The sequence below is a fragment of the Brevibacterium sp. CSND-B09 genome, assembly GCF_052906525.1.
On the sequence record NZ_JBREGI010000001.1, the window covers coordinates 922,014 to 942,790 of the forward strand.

Below are 20,777 nucleotides of genomic sequence, written 5' to 3' on the forward strand. Positions count from 1 at the left end.
CTTCGGGCTCCACGCCGGACACCGCCTCTGTCTGCCGTCAACGACACCTGCGATGTCCGCATATTGTTGAACTATCACACTCAGCTCCCTCTGTTCCATCCCACTTGCCCGAAGGACCTCTTCCATGCCGGACCGTCTCTCCGCCTCCGCGAGTCTGACTCAGCGCCGCCTCGACCGCCGCTCGGTCCTCAGCCTCGGTCTCGGTTTCGGCACTCTGCTCACCCTCAGCGCCTGCACACCTCACGACTCCGGTTCGCTGGCCGAGGGCGAACCCGTCCGCGGTGGAGTGCTCACCTACTTCGAACCCCAGACCTGGACCCTGCTCTACCCGCCGTCGGTCGGCTTCTACCCCAACGGCGGGATCATGAACAACATCTCCGCACGCCTGCTGTGGCAGGATCCGAAGACACTCGAGCTCTATCCGTGGTTGGCGACCGAACTGCCGGAGACGAACGCCGATGCCACGACCTACACATTCACCATCCGTGAAGGTGTGACCTATTCGGACGGTTCACCGCTGACACCTGAGAATGTGGCGAAGAACTTCGACCTGTTCGGTCTCGGCGACGAAGCACGCACGCTGCCTGTGTCCGAGCAGATCTCGAACTACGAGCGCAGCGAAGTCCTCGACGAGCATCGGGTTCGGTTCCACTTCTCCGCCCCCTCCCCCGGTTTCGCGCAGGCGACGTCGACGATGAACGCAGGACTGCTCGCCGATTCCACTCTCGACCTCGACGCCGAAGGCTTCGGCCCGGGCGGAGCCACGCAGATCCACACCTGCGGGCCCTTCCACATCACGGCCGAGACCATCGGCACGAAGCTCTCCGTCCGTGCCCGCGAAGACTACGACTGGGCTCCCCCGCATCTGAAGCACCAGGGCCGAGCCCACCTCGACGGCATCGACTATCTGACCAACAACGAATACTCCGTGCGCATCGGAGCTGTGCTCTCCGGACAGGCAGACGGCGTCCGCGACGTCCAGGCTCCGGACGAGTCCCGTGTGACCGAGCAGGGGCTGCGCCTCTATGCGAAGGCGACGAACGGAATCAACAACAGCATCAACTTCCGGTTCCGCCACGACCTGCTTGCCGATATCGACGTCCGGCGAGCGCTCATCGCCGCCATCGATCGCCAGGAGATCGTCGACAAGCTCTTCACCCCGAACTACCCGCTGGCCACCGGTCTGCTGGCCAAGGGCGCCATGGGGTATGTCGACCAGTCGGGGTCGTGGGACTTCGACCCGGACAAGGCGAATCGCCTCCTCGATGAGGCCGGGTGGAGTGAGCGCAACGGGCAGGGCTACCGTGTCAAAGATGGGCAGCCGTTGGCGCTGACGGTGAATATCGCTCTGCCGCAGCCGCGGTCGAACGAGGTCCAGACCCTCATCCAACAGCAGCTGCGCCGTGTGGGCGTGCGTCTGTCGATCAATCCCGGCGACCAATCGAAGCAGACCCTCGACGCCCTCGAACTCGACACCGTGCAGATCTACCACTCCATGGTCGCCCGCGCCGACTTCGACAACCTGCGCTCGAACTACTCGTCTGTCAACCGCGATGTCTTCCTCAACGGAGCCGACCGCCCCGACGCCGACGACGATTCGGTCGATGCAAAGGTCGACAAACTCCTCGAAACGCTGGCGTCCGAACCGAACCAGGAGAAGCGCCAGCAGGCCGCCGAGGCGGTCCAGAACTACCTCGTCGACCAGGCCTATGTGCTGCCGTTCTTCGAAGAGCCGCAGGTCTTCGCCTTCCGCCGCCGCGTCCACGGCTTCGCCACCGAACCCGTGGGACGGCCCGACTTCTACAGCACCTGGCTGGCAGGAGAGAAATGATCCTCGACACCCGTTACCTCTTCCTGCGCCTGGGCCAAGCGATCCTCGTGCTGCTGCTCGCGTTCACAGCGGCGTTCATCCTGCTCAGCCTCATCCCCGGCGACGGCGTCACTGCCCGCTTCGCCGATCCGGCGCTGGGTCTGTCCAATGACCAGATCGCTGAGATCCGTGCGGCCACCGGTGCCGACGACTCCTGGTGGTCGCGTTACGTCCTCAGCCTCACCGGATTCCTCACCGGCGATTTCGGCTATTCGGTTCAGACAGGCGCGGCCGTGTCGACGATCATCGCTGCAGCTCTGCCGTCGACCGCGGTGCTCGCGGCCTCCGGGTTCGTCACCGCCCTCGTCCTCGCCGTGATCATCGCCGTCTTCGCCACCTTCGGACCGTCCACCGGGCCGACGGCTCGGGTGCGCCGGATCCTCGACTCGGTGCCCAGCCTCTTCATCTCCATCCCGGTGTTCTGGCTCGGAATCCTGCTCATCCAGGTCTTCTCCTTCCAGCTCGGCGTCGTCTCCGTCGTCGATCCCGGCCCCGCCGAGGCGCTCGTGCTGCCGACCCTGACCGTGGCGGTTCCGCTCTCGGCCCCGATCGCCCAGGTGCTCATCCGCTCCATCACCGAGGTGCAGGCCTCCGGCTTCGTCAAGGTCACCACCGCGAAGGGCGCCTCCGAACTGTGGATCCTCGTCCACACCGTCGCCCGCAATGCGGTGCTGCCGGGGCTGACGATCATCGGGCTCGTCTTCGGCGAACTCGTCGCCGGCGCCGTGGTCACCGAGACCGTGTTCGGCCGCAACGGCATCGGACTCATCACCGCCCAAGCGGTCACCCACCGGGACAATCCGATCCTGCTGGCCGTCGTGGTCATCGCCACCTTCGGCTACGTCATCATCAACCTCGCAGTCGACCTCCTCTACCCCGTCATCGACGTCCGGCTGCGCACGAAACGCAGCTCCGCCTCGGCGGGCAGGACCCTGCGCAGCCACGATGAACCGACGCGTCGCGCTCTCACGGCATCCGCGGCCAGCGTCGGCGTCGACCTCGAATGGGATGACGAGACGAAGGAGAAGAACTCGTGAGCATCGTCTTCACCCGCGGCCAGGGCACCGAGACCCGACGCGCACGCGGCGGCCGGGCACGCGCCGCGCTCTCCCCGGCGACCATCGTCTCCGCTCTGGTTCTGCTCATCGCCGTCGCCTGGGCGCTGGCTCCCGGGCTCTTCACCCACTTCGACCCCAACGACGGCGGAGACACCCCTGCCCTGCTGGCACCGAGTCTCGAGCATTGGTTCGGCACCGACCAGACAGGTAGGGATGCCTTCACCCGAGTCGTCTACGGCGCCTCCCAGTCCCTGTTGGCCGCGCTCGTGGCCGTCGGGGTCGGGCTGATCGTCGGCACCACGATCGGGCTCATCGCCGGCACCCGGCGCGGACTCATCGACGATGTGCTCATGCGCCTGATCGATGTGCTGCTGTCCATCCCCGCGATCCTGCTCAGCCTTTCGATCGTCGTGGTCCTCGGCTTCGGCACGATCAACGCGGCCATCGCCGTCGGCGTCACCGCCATCGCCCAGTTCGCGCGTCTCGCCAGGTCACAGGCGGTGCAGATCAATACGAGCGACTTCGTTGCCGCGGCCTACGGTTCCGGCGGCACCTTCTTCTCCGTCCTCACTCGCCATATCCTCCCGAATTCGATCTCTCCCGTGCTCTCGCTGGCGGTCCTCCAGGTCGGTTCGGCGATCCTCCAGATCTCCACGCTCGGGTTCCTCGGCTACGGCACCCCGCCGCCCACCCCGGAATGGGGACTCATCATCGCTGAAGGCCGCAATTTCGTCGCCACCGCCTGGTGGCTGACAGTGCTGCCCGGCCTCGTGGTCATGGCCATCGTGCTCGCCACCCACCAGATCGGCAACACCCTGCGAAAGGTGACATCATGACCGACTCCTCACTGCTGCGCATCGACGGCCTGTCCGTCGAATACTCCCACCGAGGCGGCTCCGCGGCACCGGCCGTGAGCGAGCTCGATCTCGCGGTCCGTCCCGGTGCGATGACCGCCGTGGTCGGGGAATCCGGTTCGGGGAAGTCGACGACGGCGAACGCCGTCATCGGTCTCCTTCCCTCCTCGGCCAGGGTCGCGGCCGGGCGGATCCGCCTCGGCGAGGTTGATCTGCTCAGCCTGGGCACCTCCGGTTGGCGCGGTGTGCGCGGATCTCAGATCGGCTACGTCCCACAGGATCCGGGGTCCTCGCTCAATCCGCTGCAGACGGTCGGCAAGTCCGTCGCCGAGGCGCTGCGCATCCACCGTCGCGCGGGCCGCGCCGAGGCTCGCGCCCAGGTCGTCGAGCTCCTGGACCGGGTCGGCATCGACCAGCCGGAGAAGCGGGCCGACCAGTTCCCGCATGAGCTCTCCGGTGGGATGCGGCAGCGTGTGCTCATCGCCGCTGCCATCGCGCTGCGCCCGCGCCTGCTCATCGCCGACGAACCCACCTCCGCCCTCGACGTCACCGTCCAGAAGCAGGTCCTCGACCTTCTCGATGAACTGCGCGCCGAGACCGCGATGGGCATCCTCTTCATCACCCACGATCTCGCCGTCGCCGGCGAACGCGCCGACGAGGTCGTGGTCATGCAGGGCGGACGCATCGTCGAATCGGGGCCGGCCGGACGGGTCTTCTCCGACCCGGCCACCGATTACACCACCCGTCTCATCGCCGATGCTCCCGCACTGCAGACAAAGGCACGAACTGCCCGCGCCGAGGCGACCAGGGAGTCCACAGACCCGTTCGTCTCCGTCGAATCGCTCACCCATGTCTTCGACCGGACGGATGATCGGATCACCGGCATCGAGGGTGTGGACTTCACCGTCGCGCGCGGGACCACGCACGGTCTCGTCGGCGAGTCCGGCTCGGGCAAGACCACCACGGGCAAGGCGCTGTCCGGGTTCCTCACCCCGCAGTCCGGGCATGTGCGCATCGGTGACTTCGATGCTGCGGAGCTCGGACGCGGTCGTCCCTCACGGCAGCGGCTGCGGGAGTTCCGGCGCACCGTGCAGCTCGTCCATCAGAACCCGTTCTCCGCTCTCGATCCCAAGCATTCGATCCGGTCGACGCTGACGGAGCCGCTGCGCAACTTCCGCCTCGGCGATCGCGCCTCCCGACCGCGGCTCGTGACCGAAGCGATGGACCGGGTGGCGCTGCCTGCCGACTTCCTCGATCGGCGTCCCGCCGAACTCTCCGGCGGTCAGCTGCAGCGAGTGGCGATCGCCCGCGCCCTCATCGTCGAACCCGAACTCGTCGTCTTCGACGAGGCTGTCTCGGCCCTCGACGTGACCGTGCAGGCGCAGATCCTCACACTGCTCGACGAGCTGCAGAGGGAGCTCGGTCTGACCTACGTCTTCATCACCCATGATCTCGCCGTCGTCCGCCAGATCGCTGATACGGTGTCCGTGATGTCGCACGGACACCTCGTCGACGACGGCGCGACCGAAGAGATCTTCACTCACCCGCGCTCCGCCTATACCCGCACTCTGCTCGAGGCGATCCCCCGTCCCGCGACGCTGTCGGTCGCCGCAGCGCCTGCGAACAATCGACCGGCGACCCCGACCCTGCTCACCGCAGCAGCAGAAAGCTGAGAACCATGACCCCGCAACCCACCGACACTCAGGCGACCGACACTCAGGTAGGCGGACCGAAGCTCGGATTCTTCACCCGCCTGCTCGAAGACGCCCCCGCCGCAGACCGCTATCGCTTCGCCCTCGAACAGATCGAGGCGGCCGAGGACTTCGGCTTCCATTCGGCCTGGGTCGCCCAGCATCACTTCTCCGCGGCCGAGGGCGGGCTGCCGTCCCCGCTCGTCTTCCTCTCCCACGCCGCCGCCCGTACCACCCGAATCTCTCTGGGCACCGCGATCATCACCCTGCCGATGGAGAATGCCGTGCGCGTGGCCGAAGACGCCGCCGTCCTCGACGAGCTCTCCGGCGGTCGCCTCGAGATCGGTCTGGGCTCGGGCGGGAACCCGAAGTCGTTCCCCGCCTTCGGCACGAGCTTCGATGAGCGTCGTGAGGTCTTCGCCGACAATCTCGCGACCCTGCGCACACTGTTCTCAGGCGACCGGCTGCCCACCGACCATGGTCTCTACCCCGCTCCCGATGGGCAGCGTCCGAGCCTCGAGCGACGACTGTGGCAGGCGACGTTCTCCGCCGGCGGAGCCGGTGCGGCAGGCGCTGCCGGTGACGGTCTCATGCTCTCGCGGACTCAGCCGCGTCCCCAGGACAATCCGGCGGCACTCCTCGACGAGGTGCAGCTGCCGGTCATCGATACCTATCTCTCCCAGCTGCCCGAGGGGACCGAACCGCGTATCCTCGCCTCTCGTACCGCCGTGGTCGCCGATGCCGAGGATCTGTCCCGGCTGCGCGAGATCACCGAGCCAGCGCTGCGGGCCGAGGCCGACCGCCTCGTCGGCTATGACACCTCCGGACTGAGCCTCGATGAGCTCCTCGTCGCCACCGACACCTACCTCGGCACGCCCGAGCAGGTGAGCGAACGTCTGCAGCATGACCGCGTCCTCGATCGTGCCACCGACGTCAGCTTCCAGGTGCACTCGGTTCCGGCGACGAACGAGACCGCTCTGCGGTCCATCGAACTGCTGGCCACCGAGGTGGCACCCGCCCTCGGGTTCTCCGTGACCAAGGAGAAGGTGCACTGAGATGGCAGATATCATCAACCTCCTCGCCGGAATCGCGGCGAACGATCCTCTCGATGAGCTGCGCGGCCACCGGGCGCAGGCGAAGGAGAACGCGCAGCTGAGTTTCGAGGCTCTGCTCGAACCCGCTGATCCGAAGAGCGTGAGCTTCCGCGACCGTTATGCGGTCGCCGCGTTCACCGCGGGTCTGCTCGGTTCGACTCGGGCCGAGGAGTTCTACCGTGATCTCCTGCGTGACGAAGACGAGTCCGTGTCCTGGGCGGTCGCCGAACTCCTCGACGAGGCGACCTCGCCTGCCGGCACAGCTGGTCCCTACGGAATCTTCGAATCCACGGCGTTGGCCGAAGAGAACGTTCCCGGGCCGTGGCTGACTGCCGCCGAGGCGACGGCGGAGAGACTCGGTGAGAAGCTGACGGCAGGACTCGAATTCGCTCATCTTCTCGTTCTCCATCCGCGCGACAGCCGCCCGGGTCACCTCGCGCTTCTGCTCGAGGCGGGATGGGACGAGGACGGCATCGTCACTCTCGCTCAGCTCGTGTCGTTCCTCAACTTCCAGATCCGCATCAGCACCGGACTCACCGCGCTCACCGATGCGGCCTCAGCGACCGCGGATACTCAACCGCACCAGGCGGACCGGTCGGAAGGCGAATCCGCGAACGAGACGGACGATGCCGACGACGGCCCCGCCTCGGCGAGAGTGGACGAAGCTCTGCAGGCCGTCGGCGACAGGGTGAAGACGTATCCGAATCTCCACCGCCCGAAGCTGTTCCAGCAAGGTGGCCTCGGGTGGGTGCCGTGGATCGCTCCCGTCGCCGAGTTGGACCTCGGCGATGACCAACGGGATGCCCTCATCGAGGCCGGACGGGCGAAGAACCCGTACTTCCGGCTGCTGGCGAGGGATCCTGCCGCACTCAAGGCACGGACCCTGACCGACTTCGACATCTTCTTCAACACCACCGACGGGCTCGGCCGGGCCGAACGCGAACTCGCCGCGACAGCGGCCTCGCGGCTCAACGGGTGCCTGTTCTGTGCGTCGGTCCACGCCGATCGGGCCACCGAGGAATCCGGGCGTCGTGACGTCGTCCAGTGCCTCCTCGACGAGGGAATCGGCACGAAGAGCCACCTCGGTGATCAGGTGTGGGATGCCGTCGTCGATGCCTCGGTGGCGCTGACCCTGACCCCGCAGTCCTTCGGCGTCGCACACGTCGAGCAGCTGCGTGCGGCGGGTCTCGACGACGGCGACATCATCGACGCACTCAGCTGTGCCGCCTTCTTCAACTGGGCGAACCGACTGATGCTCTCCCTCGGCGAACCCGAGGTGCTGAACGCCGGGAAGTGACCTCTTCTCGCAGGCGCGGTGGCTGCATGCGTCCTACGGCGTCGATTGTGTGGTCGATCCGCGTCGATTTCCTCGCGGAAACGCCGTGGATCGACCACACAATCGGGCATCAGCTGCGCCGGCTACCCGGCCACGCCTCGTCTCAGCCGACGTCCATGAGCGTCGAGCGGATGATGAAGCGGTTTCCCGTCGGTGATTCGACGCTGAAGCCGCTCCCCCGTCCCGGCACCACATCGATCGTCAGATGTGTGTGCTTCCAGTACTCGAACTGCTCCGTCGACATCCAGAAGTCCAGTCCGGCCTTCTCGGCATCGTCGATGGGCAGGTCGAAGTGGCCGAGCAGCACATCGGCTTCCGAGGTGAGGAAGTCGCCTTCGGGGAAGCACATGGGCGACGAGCCGTCACAGCAGCCACCGGACTGGTGGAACATGAGCTGTCCGTGTTTGTCGACGAGGTCGGCGAGCAGGTCGATGGCGGCCTGAGTCATCGCCACTCGCGATTTCTCTTCGCCCTCGATCGTCGGTGTCGATTCGAGAGCGGCTGTTTCGGCTGTTTCACTCATCAGAAGAATCCTTGTGCATTTTCGGAGTAGCTGACCAGCAGGTTCTTCGTCTGCTGGTAGTGGTCGAGCATCATCTTGTGGTTCTCACGTCCGATGCCCGAGGACTTGTATCCGCCGAACGCGGCGTGGGCCGGGTAGGCGTGGTAGTTGTTCACCCAGACGCGTCCGGCCTGGATGTCGCGTCCAGCTCGGTAGGCGGTGTTGCCGGTGCGGGCCCAGACTCCGGCGCCGAGGCCGTAGAGCGTGTCATTGGCTGTGGCGATCGCGTCGGCGTAGTCGGAGAACGAGGTCAGGGCCACGACGGGTCCGAAGATCTCCTCCTGGAAGATGCGCATCTTGTTCGTGCCCTTGAAGATCGTCGGCTGGACGTAGAAGCCGCCGGCAAGGTCACCGTCGAGTTCGGCTTTGTCGCCGCCGATGAGCACCTCGGCGCCTTCATCCTTGCCGATCTTCAGATAGGACATGATCTTCTCGAACTGGTCGTTCGAGGCCTGTGCGCCGACCTGGGTGTCGGTGTCGAGCGGGTTGCCCTGCTTGATGGAGCGGACGCGTTCGACGCCAGCGGCGACGAAGTCGTCGAAGATCGAGTCCTGGACGAGTGCACGCGACGGGCAGGTGCAGACCTCGCCCTGGTTGAGAGCGAACATCGCGAAGCCTTCGAGCGCCTTGTCTCTGAAGCTGTCGTCGGCGGCCATGACGTCGTCGAAGAAGATGTTCGGTGACTTGCCGCCGAGCTCGAGGGTGACCGGGATGATGTTCTGCGAGGCGTACTGCATGATCAGGCGACCGGTCGTCGTCTCTCCGGTGAAGGCGATCTTGCGGATGCGTTTGTTCGACGCCAGCGGTTTGCCGGCTTCGACGCCGAATCCGTTGATGATGTTGAGGACGCCGGGAGGCAGCAGATCGCCGATGAGTTCGGCGAGGACGAGGATCGACGCCGGAGTCTGCTCGGCAGGTTTGAGGACGACGCAGTTGCCGGCGGCGAGCGCCGGTGCGAGCTTCCATGTGGCCATGAGCAGGGGGAAGTTCCAGGGAATGATCTGTCCGACCACGCCGAGGGGCTCGTGGAAGTGGTAGGCGACGGTGTCGTCGTCGATCTGTGAGATGCCGCCTTCCTGCGCCCGGATGGCTGAGGCGAAGTAGCGGAAGTGGTCGACGGCCAGCGGGAGGTCTGCTGCCAGGGGTTCACGGATTCCCTTTCCGTTGTCCCAGGTTTCGGCGACGGCGAGCATCTCGAGGTTGGATTCGATGCGGTCGGCGATCTTGAGCAGAATGTTCGACCGTTCGGCGACCGAGGTCTTGCCCCAGGCCGGTGCCGCTGCCCAGGCTGCATCGAGTGCGGTCTCGACATCATCTGCGGTGGAGCTGGGGATCTCGGTGAAGGCCTGCCCGGTGACGGGGGTGATGTTCTCGAAGTAGTTGCCGTCCTTCGGCGGCACCCACTCTCCTCCGATGTAGTTCTCATAACGGGGCTTGAACGTGACGAGCGCGCCGTCGGTACCGGGTGCTGAGTAGACTGCCATGACACTCCTTCGTGTGAGTCCATCCACCCCACAACACGTGCCTCGTCCGATGGCGGTCGGAGGCGCGGAGCGGATGTGTCCGTGTCCTCTCACCTTAGGTCGGAACCCAGGCGCGGACAATAGCCGTTGAGGGAGTTCGCAGGTGACATTCGCCCGGAATCTGAGAGACTGTCGGCGTGGACATCAGGCCCTGCGCTCCGGAAGATCGCGACGCACTCGAGGCGCTCTTCGCACGCGCAGGAGAGGGCTCGCCCACGGGCACGCTGTGGGGAGATCCGGAGTCCGAAGCCTTGATCTACCTGACTCCTTATCTCCGCCACGATCCTCAGTCGGTTCTGCTCGCATGGACGCAGTCGGGACCGGTCGGATATCTGGCCGGATGTCTCGACACCGCAGAGTTTCCCCGCGAGGACAAGCTCTTCAGCGACGCCATCTCGGCTCGATTGATCATGCGACGGCCATCCTCAGTTGCTTTCTTCGCCCGCAGCGCGGCGGACGCGATCCGCGACCGCCTGCGCAAACGGCCCGCGTCCGGCGAGCTCCTCGATCCTCGGTGGCCGGCGCATCTGCACATCAACGTCGCGCCAGAGGCACGCGGTACGGGTGCCGGGGCAGCGCTGATGGCGGCGTGGATCGATCGGCTACGGGAGCATGGTGTTCCCGGCTGTCACCTCCAGACCATCGTCGAGAACCATGGTGCGGTGCGCTTCTTCGAACGCTCGGGCTTCCGCGTGCATGGACCGACCCCGCCGGTTCCGGGCATCCGCTGGCAGGGCGGCCGCGTTCATCAGCAGACGATGGTGCAGGAATTCCAGCGAGCGCGGACAGTCGTCCGCAGTCTCACCCCACCGGCTTCACCATGATCAGGCAGGGCGTGTCCGCTCCCCACAGGTCGGTCTCTTCCAGAGGTAGGAAGCCCATCTTTTCGTAGAAGTGTCGCGTCCGTGCATAGTTCGGGTCGTCCTTCGACGGACCGAGGGTCTTCACTTCGAGCAGCTGCGCCCCTCGGGCCCGCACATCCTTAGGCACGGCCTCGTCGCGCTGAGCCCTCCAGTCGGCTTCAGTCATGGGCTCCACCCTAGACTCCGCATCGATGCTCCGGTACCCCGTTGCTAGACTCAGTCCCATGAGCGAGCCCGAGTCCCCCGTCCTCCGACTGATCCCGTATCTCGCGGCGATCACCGTCACGGTGTTCGCCACGCTGTCGGTGGTCGGCACCGGGGAGTCCAACCTGCTCGTCACGCTCGTCGTCGCAGCAGTCGGCTATTTCGGCACATATTTCATCGTCAAGCTCATCATCCACGCCCTCGTCACCCGGATCGGTTCCGACCACCACGACGACCACGACTGACAGTCGGCCAGCCGCTCCTACTTATTCGCCTGCGCCGGGACGACGACCTTGCGGATGATGATGAGCGCCGAGGCGGCCACCGGCACCGCGACCACCGCACCGAGCACACCGCCGAGGGTTCCGCCGGCGATCGCGGCGATGATGACGAGGGCGCCAGGCACGTCGACGGCCTTGTTCATGATCCGCGGGCTGAGCAGATACGCCTCGACCTGCATGTACACGAGGTAGTAGATTCCGGCTGTGATGCCCAGCCCGGGCGAGACCATCAGGCAGGAAGCGGTGATGATGATCGCCCCGGTGATCGGGCCGACCAGGGGAATGAGCGAGGCGAGGAACGCCACGAACGCCAACAGCGCCGGCAGCGGAGCGCCGATGATGGTGAGGAAGATCGCCGAGCATACGCCGTTGATGACACCCAAGGACACCTGACCGAGGACGTAGCGTCCGATGGATCGGGTGACCTCCTCGGTGACGGACTCGACCGTCGGCCGCGATGAGGCTGCGACCAGGGAGAACATCGCGGATTTGATCGTCGGCATGGACACGGCGAAGTAGATGGTGAGGATGACGACGATGATCACCCCGGTGAGGAAGCTGAGGATTCCCGCCCCGATCGACACGACGCCGCCGCCGAGGGAGAGCACATTCTTCGGATCCGAGGCCCAGTCCGCGATGTTGGCGAACACCGCATCGATGTCGATCGCGCCGGTGAATTGCTCTTCGAGCTCCGTCACCCACCCGGTCGTGGCAAGGTTCGCCACGATTCCGGGCAGATCCGCGACGAACGTCTGGATCTGACTGATCACGGCCGGCGCGATGAGCAGTGCGACGCCGACGACGATGAGGATGAAGGCCACGACGACGATGAGCACCGACAGCGACCGCGGAACCTTGCGGTCGACGAGCCACTGCACGATCGGTTCGAGACCGAGAGCGAGGAACAGTGCCAGACCGATATAGATGATCACGGTCGCCACGGACTGCAGCGCCGTCATCACCACGATCGCCAACCCGACGCCCAGGGCGCCGGTGAAACCGAGCCGGAACGCGCTGTTGAGTGTGAGGGACTTGCCCTGCCCAGTGCCCATGGAACCCAGTGTAACCAGCGATCATGCACTGGTCGGTCGACTCACGTTAGGATCGGAGCGAACCCCCAACCGCTTCAGAAAGTGAATCGTCGAGAAAATGAGCGCAGATCCGAACAGCATCGATGTCTGGGAAGCGTTCCTCGACCCGCAGTCCGACTATTCGCTGCCCGACTTCGCCGCAGTCACCCCGGAGACGCTGCTGACCGCGGTTCGCACGGCGACCGATTTCGCCCGCGCCGAGGTGGCTGCCATCATCGCCGACGACGCCGAGTCCACGTTCTTCTCCACCACGGTGAGATTCGAATCCGCGTCCGTGCCGATGACCCGCATCGCCTCCGTGGCGGCAGCCATCGAGTCGAATCATCTGCGTCCCGAACTCACCGACGCCATCTCCGAGACCTGGGAGCTCCTGTCGGCCACCGAGACCGAGATCCTGCTGAACGTCGACCTCTTCCACCGCATCGAGCAGGTTTCGGTCTCCGACCTCAACCCCGAGGACAAGCGTCAGCAGGAACTGACCATCGATCAGTTCGTGCGTGCGGGCGCCCGCCTCGGCGAGGACGAACGCGAGCAGATGGCCACGATCGCGGCCGAACTGACCACTTTGGAGAACTCCTTCTCCCGCGCGCTGCAGCTCGATACGCGCGAGTTGGCCGTCCACCTCAGTGAGGCCGATTCCCTGGCCGGGATGAACGACGATCAGATCGCGGCAGCGGCGAATCGTGCCGCCGAACGCGGCGTCGACGGCTACCTGCTGCCGCTGAACAACTTCACCCAACAGGGCGTGCTCGAATCCCTGAGCACAGCCCAGACTCGTCGGCACGTGCTGAACAACTCGATGGCCCGTGGATCCCGCGGCGGCGACGGCGACACCCGCGCCCAGGTCGCCGACACCACGGCGCTGCGTGCACTGAAGGCGCATCTGCTCGGATACCCTTCCTACTCGTCCTTCGCCATCGACAATCAGACGGCCGGCAACCCCGATGCCGCTGCCGATATCGTCTCCTCTCTCATCAATCCCGCGAATGCCCAACTCGATGAGGAACTTGCGCAGGTCAAGGAGCGCTACGGCCTCGAGACGGTCGCGTCCGAAGACGTCAAGTACTACCTTGCGAAGTTCCGCGCCGACGAATTCGGCATCGACCCTGACGAGGTGGCCAAGTACTTCGAATTCGACACAGTCCTCACCGAAGGCGTCTTCCGGGCCGCCACCGGACTGTACGGAATCACGTTCGCCCCGTACGAGGGTGTCACCGCCTGGCATGAGGACGTCCGCGTCTATGAGGTCACCGATGTCAACGAACGTCACCTGGGGCTCGTCCTCATCGACCCGTATTCCAGGGATACGAAGCGCGGCGGGGCCTGGATGGACCAGCTGGTTCCGGCCTCCCGGCTGACCGGGCTGCTGCCGGTCGTCACCCTCTCGCTCAACCTCGCCAAGCCCGGTCCGGGCCGGCCCACGCTACTCAATCCGACCGAGCTGACGACGTTCTTCCACGAATTCGGCCACGTCCTCCACGGGCTCTTCGCGAACTCCACCTACCCGTCGACGGCCGGCACCGCCGTCCCCCGCGACTACGTCGAATTCCCATCCCAGCTCAACGAGATGTGGCGCTTCCACCCGCAGGTCCTCCCCCACTTCGCCAAGCACGTCGACACGGGCGAGCCGATGCCGGCCGAACTCGTCGACGCGCTCATCGCCTCGGAGAAGTTCGGGCAGGGATTCGACACGATCGAATATCTCGCCGCTGCCATGCTCGACCTGTCCTGGCATTCGCTCGAGGCCGGAGAGCACATCACCGAAGTCCTGTCCTTCGAATCGGAGGTGCTCGCCGCGGCCGGCTTCTCGCCGCTCGTTCCGCCGCGCTACCGGTCGACGTACTTCGGGCACATCTTCGCCTCCGGGTATGCGGCCGGCTACTACTCCTACCTCTACTCCGAAGTCATCGCCGCCTGGGTGAGCGAATGGTTCGAGTCCCAGGGCGGACTCAACCGAGAAGCCGGAGATGCCTTCCGCGAGGCGATCCTCGCCCCCGGCTATTCGGTCGACCCGATGGCGGCGATCGAACGCTTCTTCGGCACCCGCCCGGATGTCGCCCCGCTGCTGCGCCGTCGCGGCCTCGCGGAACCCGTGACCGAGGTCGACGGGGAGGAAACGACCGAGACCGAGTCCGGAGCCGCCTCGGCGATGTGGGATCACCCCAACCACGAGGCGGTCGCCGCCGATCTCGCGGCTGCGGGCATCGATCCGCGCATCGAGATCTTCGACGGCTCGACGCCGACGGCGGCCGCAGCGGCCGAAGCGCTGGGCATCGAGGTCGGAGCGATCGCGAACAGCCTCATCTTCTCCTCCGGCGGCGAACCCGTGCTCATCATGGCCTCGGGCGCCCACCGGGTCGACACCGCACATGTCGCCGAACTCATCGGCGTCGACTCCCTCGACCGGGCGTCGAAGGAACTCGTCCGCGAGGCCACGGGGCAGGTCATCGGCGGGGTCGCTCCCTGCGGTCATCCGGGGCCGATTCCGACCTATGTCGATGTGTCGCTGAAGGACTATCCTGTTCTCTGGGCCGGCGCGGGGACACCGAATTCGATGGTGCCTCTGACGTACGAGCAGCTGCTCACGGTCACCGGAGGAAAGGAAATCACCGTTGTCGCAGAAGAGTCCTGAGTCTGGGCGTTCCGAGTCCGAGTCTGGGCAGCCGGATCGCACCACCGATCCGGCGCACACCACCACCTCGGCTGCACGATTCGCAGCTTTCGCTTCCTCCCGGGGCCGCTATTATGCGGTCTTCCTCGCCGTGTTCTGCGCGGTGCTCATCATCTCGAACATCTCGGCCACGAAGGTCATCGGCTTCGGTCCGATCGTCACCGACGGCGGCGCGTTCCTCTTCCCGATCGCCTACATCCTCGGTGATGTGATCAGCGAGGTGTACGGCTTCAAAGCCGCTCGCAAAGCCGTGATCACCGGATTCGCCCTGCAGATCCTGGCCACCTTCGTCTTCTGGCTCGTGCTCATCTCGCCTCCGGGGCCCGGGTACGAGAACCAGGACGCGTTCGCCGCCGTGCTCGGCTTCTACCCGCGCATCGTCGCGGCGTCCCTCGTCGGCTACTTCGTCGGCCAGCTGCTCAACTCGTGGGTGCTCGTGGCGGTGAAGAAGCGCATGGGCGAGTCGAAGCTGTGGGTGCGGCTGCTCACGTCGACCGGTGTCGGCGAGTTCGTCGACACGCTGCTGTTCTGCATCATCGCCTTCGCCGGTGTCATCCCGGGGCTCGACTTCCTCAACTACATCATCGTCGGCTTCGTCTACAAGGTCGCCGTCGAGATCATCTTCCTGCCCGTGACCTACCGGGTCATCAAGCTCGTCAAACGCCACGAACCCAGCTACGAACTCGACGCGGCTGAAGCGTAGATTTCAATGACGCCTTAGCCGACCGGCGCGCGTTCGCGAACTGATGCACCGGACGCACAACGGCTGGCCCCGAACGGAAAGCGGTTGTCGGCGAGTGTCATCGAGTTTTGTCCCTGGCCGACATCGACTTCTGATCAGGTCATCGGGATAGAACTCGATGTGCTGATCAGAAGTCGATGACTGACCGGTACGGGCCGGCGGGCGACCGCAGCGACCGCCGGAAGCGCTGCTACTTCTTCGCGTAGTAGCGGCCGAGGACCTCGGTTTCGAGCTCGTCGAAGCGGCCGTCGATCATGGCCTGGCGGATCTCGGCGACGAGCGAGACGACGAAGTGCTCGTTGTGGATGGTGCACAGGGTGGAGAAGAGCATCTCCTTCGCCTTGTACAGGTGCCTCAGGTACGCCCGTGAGTAGTTCTGGCACGTGTAGCACGTGCAGTCGGGATCGAGCGGGCCGAAGTCGCGGCGGTACTTCGCGCCGGAGAGGTTGTACCGGCCGTCGCGGGTGTAGATCGCGGCGTTGCGGGCCACGCGGGAGGGCGAGACGCAGTCGAAGGTGTCCGCGCCGGTCTTGATCGCTTCGAACAGGTCGTCGGGTTCGGAGATGCCGAGCAGGTGCCGCGGCTTGTTCTCCGGCAGCTCCTCGCACACCCAGCGGATGATGATGCCGAGGTTCTCCTTCTCCAGTGCCCCGCCGATGCCGAAGCCGTCGAAGTCCATCGCGCCCAGGTCGCGGGCGGCCTTGCGCCGCAGGTCTTCGTACTGCGCGCCCTGCAGCACCCCGAACAGTGCCTGGTAGGGCCGGTGCGACCGCTCCTCGGTGAGGCGGAAGTGCTCTTCGATGCAGCGGATCGCCCACAGCCGGGTCCGCTCGAGCGATTCCTCCTGGTAGCCGCGGGTGTTCACCAGCGTGGTCAGCTCATCGAAGGCGAACATGATGTCGGCGCCGAGTTCGTGCTGCACCCGCATCGAGATCTCCGGCGTGAACCGGTGCATCGATCCGTCGAGGTGGGACTTGAACGTGACCCCGTCATCGTCGACGTTCGACAGCCGTTCCTTGCCGACGGCGACGAGCTCGTCGTTCTGCTCCCCCGTCGACTCCATCGAGATGACCTTCTTGAACCCCGAGCCGAGACTCATCACCTGGAATCCGCCGGAGTCGGTGAAGGTGGGTCCGGGCCAGTTCATGAATTTCCCCAGCCCGCCGGCCTCGTCGATGAGGTCCGATCCCGGCTGCAGGTAGAGGTGGTAGGCGTTCGAGAGCACCGCCTGACCGCCGAGTTCGGCGACCTCGTCGGGGCGCACGGCCTTGACCGTGGCCTTCGTGCCGACGGGAATGAATGCGGGGGTCTGGATGTCGCCGTGCGGGGTGCGGATGACTCCGGTGCGTCCGCCCGTGTCCATGCGGGTGCCCACCTCGAAGCCGAACTGCGATCGGTCGTTGATGGGGGCGGTCTCGGATGCTGCCGGAGTTTCGTCTGTAGTCACCAGACAAGCTTAACTAAGTCCATGACGTTCCCCCAGATGCTCACCCTCGCCGAGGCGGCCGCCCCCATCGTCATCGACGGCGGGCTGGGCAGTGCCGCCGAGGACCGCGGCATCGACCTCGACCACGCACTGTGGTCGGCCGAGCTCATCCGCCGTGACCCCGACACCCTGCGCGCCGTGCACACCGCCTTCGCGAACGCCGGAGCCCGGATACTCACGACCGCGAGCTACCAGGCGACGCCGCTCGGGTTCGCCGCGGCGGGAATCAGCGCCGAGGAGGGCAGCCGGATCACCGGCGACAGCGTGCGCATCGCGCGCGCTGCGGCAGATCGCTGTGCCGCACCAGGCACAAGTATCCTCGTCGCAGGGTCCGTCGGCCCGTATGGGGCGGCGCTCGGCGACGGCGCCGAGTACACGGGAAGCTATCACCGGAGTCCTGAGGATTACACCGCCTTCCATCGTCCGCGCATCGAAGCCCTCGCCGAGGCGGGTGCGGACCTGCTCGCCATCGAAACCCAACCGCGCCTCGATGAGATCCGCGCCCTCATCGCTCTGGCCGAGGACATCGGCCTTCCGGCTTGGGTGACCGTGACTCTACAGGGCACCACGGACACGACCGCCCCGACCATGCCCGACGGCAGCACCCTGGCGGACCTCGCCGAGGTGGTGGCCGCCTCGGCGAGCGTGAATGCGATCGGGGTCAACTGCGTTCGCCCGTCCCTCGTGACCCCGGCGCTGAGCGAACTGTCCAAGCACACAGACCTGCCGCTCATCGCTTACCCGAACTCGGGCGAAACCTACGACGCGGACACTCTGACGTGGCACGACGGCGCGGAGCCCGGCGTCGGGTCGTGGCCGGTGGCGGAGTGGACCCACCTCGGCGCACGGATCATCGGCGGCTGCTGCCGGGTCCGTCCCGACGACATCGCAGAGCTGTCGGAGCGGACCAGCCGCTGAAGGGATCCCTCACCCCTGAGCGCCGACGAGCTCCGGATAGTACTTCTCGGCGACGTTCGGGTGGGAGCGCAGTCGGGAGAGGAAGGCGTTCTCCCCATAGACGGCGTGGAGGGCGTCGCGTTCGTCGTCGGTGACCCCGCGGGCCTCGGCGGCGAGTTCGTCGGGCAGTGCGACCTCGGGCAGGCGGGCACTGAGCGCCGGGTTATAGAAGAATGGGATGGAGATGCGGTTCTGGCCGGGACCGGTCGGCAGGACCCGGTGGACGGTGGCCTTGAGGTAGCCGTTCGTGGCGACTTCGAGGAGTTTGCCGATGTTGACGACGAAGGCGTTCTCGATCGGGTCGGCGTCGATCCAGCCGTCGTCGGTGAGCACCTGCAGGCCCGTCGTGCCCGACTGCGGGTAGAGCAGGGTGAGTGTGCCGCCGTCGCGGTGTTCGCCCACACCCTGGGTCACCGTTTCCGATTCGGCTTCGGGGTAGCGGACGATCTTGATGAAGGAGGCGGCGTCCTCGGCGAACGCGGACGCGAAGTGATCGGCGTCCTGGCCGAGACTCAGCGCCCACTGCTCCAGCAGCCTGGCTCCGACCTCGCTCAGCTGCGCATGCCAGGAGTCCGTGGCCTCCCGCAGCTCGGGCAGCGATTCCGGGTACTGGTTGGGTCCGGTGAGATGGTCGAAGTCGTTGACCGGTTCGGCCACGGGTGCGCGTTCGGGGCCGATGTCGATCTGCTCGCGCCAATCCACGCGGCCCTGGGTGCGTTCGCCGCCGGTGCGGGTGTAGCCGCGGAAGTGCGGGGAGTTCGTGTTCTCGATCGCGAGCTTCTCGTCCTCGGGCAGTGCGAAGAAGTTCTGGGCGACATCGATGATGCGGCTGAATTCGGCGTCGGGGATGCCGTGGCCGGTGAGGTAGAAGAAGCCGATCTCGTGAGTGACGCGACGCAGGTCCTCGCGGAACTGTTCGGCGGTCGCGGGGTCATCGGCGAGGCTGAGGTCGAGAACAGGCAGCTGGGTGAGCGTCATGGGGATTCCTCTCTTTTCCCAGCACCTTAGGCCGCGCCCTGACGGGGCCGGCCGCGACCGGTCACAGTCGGTCGCGAACCGTCACATTCCGAGACATGAAGAGGAGAATCAGCCGAGCATCTTGCCCGGGTTGAGGATCCCCAACGGATCCACCGCCGCCTTGATCGAGGTCTGCAGCGCCCGCGCACCCGCATCGAGTTCGCGCACCAGCCAGTCCTTCTTCAGATACCCGACCCCATGCTCACCCGTGATCGTCCCACCCAAATCGAGACCCAGCTGCATGATCTCAGCGAACGTCTCCTTCGCCTCGGCCACACTCGCCTCATCCTGGGCATCGAAGAGCACACTCGGATGCATATTCCCATCCCCGGCATGCCCGGCCGTGGACACCTCCACCGAATGCCGGGCCGCGATCTCATCCAACCTGGCGAAGAACTCGCCGAGGCGGGACCGAGGAACGCACACATCATCGATGAGCTCTCCCCCACCAAGCCCCGACACGTACTTCTCCATCGCCGGAGACACCGCCCGACGAGCCGCGACCAACATCTCCGAATCCGCCGGATCATCGGAGAAGAACACCTCATCGGCACCCTGCGCTCTGGCGATCGCCTCGAACGATTCCAGCTCGGTCACACCGGCCTGCCCCGGAGCATCCGACTGCACCAACAACAGCGCACCGGCCCCGTCGGGCAGCCCGAAATCACCATAGGCATTGATCATGCCAACGGTGCCGCCGTCCATGAGCTCGAGCATCGACGGGGCCGCCCCGGAAGCCATGAACTCAGAGACCGTATGCCCGGCCGATTCCAAGTCCGGGAAGATCCCGACACCGGTCACCGGCGGAGCCAACAGAGGTCTGAGCCCGAGGGTGATCTCGACGATGACTCCCAGAGTCCCCTCGGACCCGACGAACAGACCCGCCAGATCGAGACCGGCCACACCCTTCGCCGTCTGCCGACCCAACCGGGTCACTGTCCCATCGGCGAGGACCACGGTCAGACCGCGCACGTAGTCTCGCGTCACCCCGTACTTCACACAGCACATGCCACCGGCGTTCGTCGCGACGTTCCCGCCGATCGTGGAGATCGCCACCGACCCCGGATCCGGCGGATACGACAGACCGTGCTCGGCCAGAGCCGATTTGAGATCTTGGTTGATGACACCGGGCTGGACACGGCAGGTCTGGTTCACCTCGTCGATGTCGACGATCGCGTTCAGCTTCGCGACGTTGAGCAGGAGCGCCCCGTCGGTGGCGTTCGCCGCCCCCGACAAACCCGTCCTGGCACCCTGAGTGACCACCGGGATCCGATGCGCGGTGGCGAAGCGCATCACCGCGACCACATCATCGACGTCGGCAGCTCGCACGAGCGCCGAGGCGGTCCCCACCGGACAGAACAGGGCCTTATCCGCCGAATAGGAGCCGATGACATCCCGATCGGTGACCAGGGCGCCTGCGCTCAGCTCGGCCGCAAGTCCGTCCAGGTCCGTGCCCACCGTCGTCTCCGCACTCATC

The 20,777-nt window shown here is 65.9% G+C and carries 18 protein-coding genes; 11 read left to right on the plus strand and 7 right to left on the minus strand.

The features are described 5' to 3' along the window. Window positions 1–124: 124 nt before the first annotated feature. From ACU4IU_RS04475 to ACU4IU_RS04500, 6 genes are read left to right on the plus strand one after another with little or no spacing between them, the layout of a single operon-like run. Window positions 125–1,831, plus strand: a complete 1,707-nt coding sequence (locus tag ACU4IU_RS04475; protein ID WP_446655959.1) for a TIGR04028 family ABC transporter substrate-binding protein — start codon at window positions 125–127, stop codon at window positions 1,829–1,831. Next, the gene (locus tag ACU4IU_RS04480) at window positions 1,828–2,907 is read left to right on the plus strand and encodes an ABC transporter permease (protein WP_446655960.1); all 1,080 of its coding nucleotides are present in this window, start codon (window positions 1,828–1,830) and stop codon (window positions 2,905–2,907) included. Before ACU4IU_RS04475 ends, ACU4IU_RS04480 begins: the two co-directional genes overlap by 4 nt. Beyond that, window positions 2,904–3,764, plus strand: coding sequence for an ABC transporter permease (locus ACU4IU_RS04485; protein ID WP_373284079.1), 861 nt, complete (start codon window positions 2,904–2,906; stop codon window positions 3,762–3,764). The genes ACU4IU_RS04480 and ACU4IU_RS04485 overlap by 4 nt, the downstream gene beginning before the upstream one ends. After that, the gene (locus ACU4IU_RS04490; RefSeq protein ID WP_446655961.1) at window positions 3,761–5,455 is read left to right on the plus strand and encodes a dipeptide ABC transporter ATP-binding protein; all 1,695 of its coding nucleotides are present in this window, start codon (window positions 3,761–3,763) and stop codon (window positions 5,453–5,455) included. Before ACU4IU_RS04485 ends, ACU4IU_RS04490 begins: the two co-directional genes overlap by 4 nt. Window positions 5,456–5,460: 5 nt before the next feature. Further along, window positions 5,461–6,528: a putative FMN-dependent luciferase-like monooxygenase gene (locus ACU4IU_RS04495; RefSeq protein WP_446655962.1), complete on the plus strand. Its 1,068-nt coding sequence runs from the start codon at window positions 5,461–5,463 to the stop codon at window positions 6,526–6,528. A 1-nt stretch (window position 6,529) separates the two neighbouring features. Further along, window positions 6,530–7,864 (plus strand): alkylhydroperoxidase domain protein, encoded by a 1,335-nt coding sequence (locus tag ACU4IU_RS04500; RefSeq protein WP_446655963.1) that lies wholly within the window; start codon window positions 6,530–6,532, stop codon window positions 7,862–7,864. 142 nt (window positions 7,865–8,006) lie between these two features. Here the strand turns inward: ACU4IU_RS04500 and ACU4IU_RS04505 are convergent, their stop codons facing one another. Together ACU4IU_RS04505 and adh are read right to left on the minus strand one after the other, a co-directional pair. Then, entirely contained in the window at window positions 8,007–8,426 is a 420-nt protein-coding gene (locus tag ACU4IU_RS04505) for a DUF779 domain-containing protein (protein ID WP_139469337.1), read from the minus strand. Beyond that, a complete protein-coding gene (adh, locus tag ACU4IU_RS04510; RefSeq protein WP_420097408.1) occupies window positions 8,426–9,949 on the minus strand; it encodes an aldehyde dehydrogenase in 1,524 nt (507 codons plus the stop codon). Before adh ends, ACU4IU_RS04505 begins: the two co-directional genes overlap by 1 nt. 176 nt (window positions 9,950–10,125) lie before the next feature. On the opposite strand from adh, the gene ACU4IU_RS04515 reads away from it, so the two are divergent. Continuing rightward, window positions 10,126–10,812, plus strand: coding sequence for a GNAT family N-acetyltransferase (locus ACU4IU_RS04515; protein ID WP_420097409.1), 687 nt, complete (start codon window positions 10,126–10,128; stop codon window positions 10,810–10,812). On the opposite strand, the gene ACU4IU_RS04520 is transcribed toward ACU4IU_RS04515, so the two are convergent. After that, window positions 10,790–11,017, minus strand: a complete 228-nt coding sequence (locus ACU4IU_RS04520; RefSeq protein WP_446655964.1) for a hypothetical protein — start codon at window positions 11,015–11,017, stop codon at window positions 10,790–10,792. The genes ACU4IU_RS04515 and ACU4IU_RS04520 overlap by 23 nt on opposite strands. Window positions 11,018–11,075: 58 nt before the next feature. On the opposite strand from ACU4IU_RS04520, the gene ACU4IU_RS04525 reads away from it, so the two are divergent. Next, the gene (locus ACU4IU_RS04525) at window positions 11,076–11,300 is read left to right on the plus strand and encodes a hypothetical protein (protein WP_139469332.1); all 225 of its coding nucleotides are present in this window, start codon (window positions 11,076–11,078) and stop codon (window positions 11,298–11,300) included. Between the two features lie 17 nt (window positions 11,301–11,317). Here the strand turns inward: ACU4IU_RS04525 and ACU4IU_RS04530 are convergent, their stop codons facing one another. Next, complete coding sequence (locus ACU4IU_RS04530; protein ID WP_446655965.1) at window positions 11,318–12,388, minus strand: AI-2E family transporter; 1,071 nt, start codon at window positions 12,386–12,388, stop codon at window positions 11,318–11,320. 97 nt (window positions 12,389–12,485) lie between these two features. On the opposite strand from ACU4IU_RS04530, the gene ACU4IU_RS04535 reads away from it, so the two are divergent. Both ACU4IU_RS04535 and ACU4IU_RS04540 read left to right on the plus strand, forming a co-directional pair. Continuing rightward, on the plus strand, window positions 12,486–15,059 hold the full coding sequence (locus tag ACU4IU_RS04535) for a M3 family metallopeptidase (protein WP_446655966.1): 2,574 nt from the start codon (window positions 12,486–12,488) through the stop codon (window positions 15,057–15,059). Next, a complete protein-coding gene (locus tag ACU4IU_RS04540; protein WP_248284022.1) occupies window positions 15,040–15,801 on the plus strand; it encodes a queuosine precursor transporter in 762 nt (253 codons plus the stop codon). Before ACU4IU_RS04535 ends, ACU4IU_RS04540 begins: the two co-directional genes overlap by 20 nt. A 229-nt stretch (window positions 15,802–16,030) precedes the next feature. Here ACU4IU_RS04540 and tgt read toward each other — a convergent pair whose 3' ends face one another. Continuing rightward, complete coding sequence (gene tgt, locus ACU4IU_RS04545; protein WP_446655967.1) at window positions 16,031–17,287, minus strand: tRNA guanosine(34) transglycosylase Tgt; 1,257 nt, start codon at window positions 17,285–17,287, stop codon at window positions 16,031–16,033. A 21-nt stretch (window positions 17,288–17,308) separates the two neighbouring features. Here tgt and mmuM point away from each other — a divergent pair, with 21 nt between their 5' ends. Next, the gene (gene mmuM, locus ACU4IU_RS04550; protein ID WP_446655968.1) at window positions 17,309–18,244 is read left to right on the plus strand and encodes a homocysteine S-methyltransferase; all 936 of its coding nucleotides are present in this window, start codon (window positions 17,309–17,311) and stop codon (window positions 18,242–18,244) included. 9 nt (window positions 18,245–18,253) lie between these two features. Here mmuM and ACU4IU_RS04555 read toward each other — a convergent pair whose 3' ends face one another. Both ACU4IU_RS04555 and ACU4IU_RS04560 read right to left on the minus strand, forming a co-directional pair. Next, a complete protein-coding gene (locus ACU4IU_RS04555; protein ID WP_446655969.1) occupies window positions 18,254–19,261 on the minus strand; it encodes an isopenicillin N synthase family dioxygenase in 1,008 nt (335 codons plus the stop codon). Window positions 19,262–19,369: 108 nt separating this feature from the next. Further along, a complete protein-coding gene (locus tag ACU4IU_RS04560) occupies window positions 19,370–20,776 on the minus strand; it encodes an FAD-binding oxidoreductase (protein ID WP_446657575.1) in 1,407 nt (468 codons plus the stop codon). Between the last annotated feature and the right edge of the window lies 1 nt (window position 20,777).